The following is a 3118-nucleotide window of genomic DNA, read 5'->3' as shown; positions in this document are numbered from 1 at the left end:
GTCCTATCCGACGTCGCCAGTGCGGGCTCTGAGCGCACGGTCCGAGGTTCGCATCGTCGATCCCGACGCCGACGTTGCCATTCCGGCGCGGATCGAGGTGTCCAAGGCCACCACAACTTACCGGGCGCACAGCTATCACACGAAGGTGCCGCCTTCGGCCATCAAACCCTTCATCGAGGCCTTCACTGAGCCCGGCGACCTGGTCAGCGATCCTTTCTGCGGGTCGGGGATGACCGGTGTCGCCGCGCTCGAGTGCGAGCGCGACGCGCTGCTGTCGGACCTGTCGCCAGCGGCCGTGCACATCGCCCGAAACTACACCGCGCCATGCGATCCGAAAGCCTTTCGAGCCGCATTCGAGCGTCTCAAGTCGGCGGTCGAGCCGACTATGCAATGGCTCTACAACCCGGTCGGCATCAAGGGGGCGTCCGTTGAGTACACCGTCTGGAGCGACGTGTTCGCCTGCGACGCCTGTGCGTCAGAGATCACCTATTGGGACGCGCTGCATCACAGCGGCGGGACCGAACTGGTGTGCCCGACGTGCACAGCTATCCTGAATAAGGCTTACCTCAAATGGGTGGGGGAGCGACCGGTCCGCACTCATGTCTCGGAGAAGGGGCGGCGCATGACGCATCACGCACCCACGGCAGCGGAATTAGCCCTGATCGACGAGGTCGATCAAACTGCTATCCCCTACTGGGTCCCCATGATGAAGTTCGGATCCGACCGCGAAATGTGGCGATCGGCCCATGCCGCCATGGGGATCGCCGATGTGGCCGGCTTCTACACTCGCAGGAACCTGCATGCACTGGCCGCGCTGAGGCACGCCATCGTCGGGGCCGCCGAAGGCCGGGTGCGCGAGGCTCTGCTGTTCGCCTTCACCGCCTGCGCCAATCGCGCGTCCAAGCGGTATCAGTGGAACGCCAAACGCCCCACAAATGTGATGACCGGGACGCTCTACGTCTCGTCTCTCCGGTACGAATGGAACGTCTGGAGCCTGTTCCGCCGCAAGGCGGCCGACGTCCTGCGGTATTTCGAGAGCCGCCCCACAACGACGCGCACCGCCGAAGTCTTCCAATCGTCGGCGACTGATCTGGGGGTCATCCCCGACGGAGCCGTGGATATGGTGTTCATGGACCCGCCCTTCGGATCGAACATCTTCTATGCCGACAGTTCCCTGCTTTGGGACGCCTGGCTGGGCGCCGAGACCGATCAAGCCGCCGAGATTGTAGTCAACCACCGGCGGGCTCGAATTGCGGGCGGCAAGGACCACGACCTCTACGGTGACCTAATGGCCCAAGCCTTCTCTGAGGCCGCGCGCATCCTGCGACCAGGCGGCCGCGCGGTGCTGGCCTTCTCCAACACCGACGACCGGGTTTGGACCGAGGTCCAGGACGCCCTGTCGGATGCGGGCCTGGAGACCCACAATGTCCACGTCCTCGATAAGGGCCAACCTTCCATCAAGGGGGTCAAGGGTCAGCTCGGCCAGGAGCGAGTCACCCGGCTTGATCTGACCTTGACCCTGGCCCACCGGTCGCGCCCCCGGCAGGAGCGAGCCAAGGCTCCGGCCGCTTTCATCGACGCCTCCCTGACCCGGGCGCTGAACGAAGGCGTCACCGCGCCCGATCACGTCTATTCGGCGGTACTGCGCGACGTCCTTCAGTCGGATTTCTCCGCGACCGGCCTCACCATCGACTCAATCCAGCGCCGTCGAGCCCAACTGGCGAGCAAGGCAGCCCCTGCTGCTGCACTTCCGGATTTCGTTGCGGGCTATCTGAGCTCCGAGACCCTGCCGATCTCGACCAATCCGGCCACACCCGATACGCCGCCTCCGGCACGATTGGTTCCCGGTTCCCGCAACACCGCCCTTTACTCGGCGCACAGCTATCACACCAAAGTACCGCCCGAGGCCATCCAGCCATTCATTGATCACTTCACACGACCGGGTGATGTGGTGCTTGACCCCTTCTGCGGCTCAGGGATGACCGGCGTTGCCGCCGCCATGACGGGTCGCCGCGCCATCCTCAATGATCTTTCGGGCGCCGCCGTCCACTTGGCGTGGAACCATACCCATCCCTGCGATCCCGAGGCTCTCATCCACGCCTTTACTCGGCTGGAGGCGCGGGTCGGCGACAGCCTGTCCCCCCTTTACGCGACTCGGGACGAGGCCGGTCGTCCGGCCTTGCTTCGCTGGACTCTGTGGAGCACCTGTCACCGGTGTCCGCGATGTCGCGCCGAATTCATGCTTTGGTCAACGATGGACCGGAAGACCGGGCGCATGAGCCGGGCGACTGCATGCCCGATCTGCGGTCATGAAGCCGACCGCCGTCGTTTCGAGGTCGTGGCGAATTCGCCCGCCTGGGTCGCCTTCGAGCGGAAGGACGGGACGCGCGGCGAACGCGCCGCGGACGACCAGGACGTCGCGGACGCCGCAAGCCTCGCCGAGATAGCGGACGAGGCGCCGTTCCCCAACGTGCCGCTAGGCCCAGATCGGGAAATGTACCAGCGCTGCGCACTCCAGCTTCAAGGAGTGCGCTCGGTCCGCGACATGTACACTGACCGCAATCGAGTAGCGCTCGCCCGTCTCTGGCAGGGCGTTCTGGAGGAGCCCGACGAACGCCTTCGCCGCGTCATGGCGTTCGCCTTCACCAACACCGCCTGGCACGGTACTCGCATGCGGCGATTTAATGCGCGGGGCGGCCATCGTCCTTTGACCGGCACCTTGTACGTTCCCCAGCTCTCGGCCGAGGCCAATGTGCTAGAGGTGATGCGCAAGAAGATCCGGCAACTGCAGGCCTACTACCAAGCCCTTGGTCCAATCACACATACGCCCGACATTCTGATGGCAAGCGCTACCGACCTCTCCGGGGTGGCGGATGGATCGATCGACTATGTATTCACCGATCCGCCGTTCGGCTCGAATATCTTCTATGCGGACTGCAATCTGATCTGGGAATCCTGGCTTGGACGCGTCACCGACCCAACGCAGGAAGCCGTGGTCAATCGCTCGCTCTCCGCCGCCAACGGCGGCAAGACGCTGAAGGACTATTCCGAATTGATGACTGCCTCGATGCGGGAGATCGGTCGGGTGCTCAAGCCCGGCGGCTGGGCTACCGTGGTG

The 3118-nt window shown here is 64.5% G+C and carries 1 protein-coding gene; it reads left to right on the top strand.

Annotated elements, in window-relative coordinates:
* Window positions 1-97: 97 nt before the first annotated feature.
* Window positions 98-3118, top strand: a 3021-nt coding sequence (locus tag EOA86_RS28335) for a DNA methyltransferase (protein WP_164892054.1), incomplete at its 3' end; no start/stop codon positions are given.

Origin of the sequence: Mesorhizobium sp. M5C.F.Ca.IN.020.32.2.1 (assembly GCF_004023105.1) — a bacterium.
Lineage (GTDB): Bacteria > Pseudomonadota > Alphaproteobacteria > Rhizobiales > Rhizobiaceae > Mesorhizobium > Mesorhizobium wenxiniae.
The sequence above is the reverse complement of the archived record's forward strand: the minus strand, read 5'-3'. Positions and strand labels throughout refer to the sequence as shown.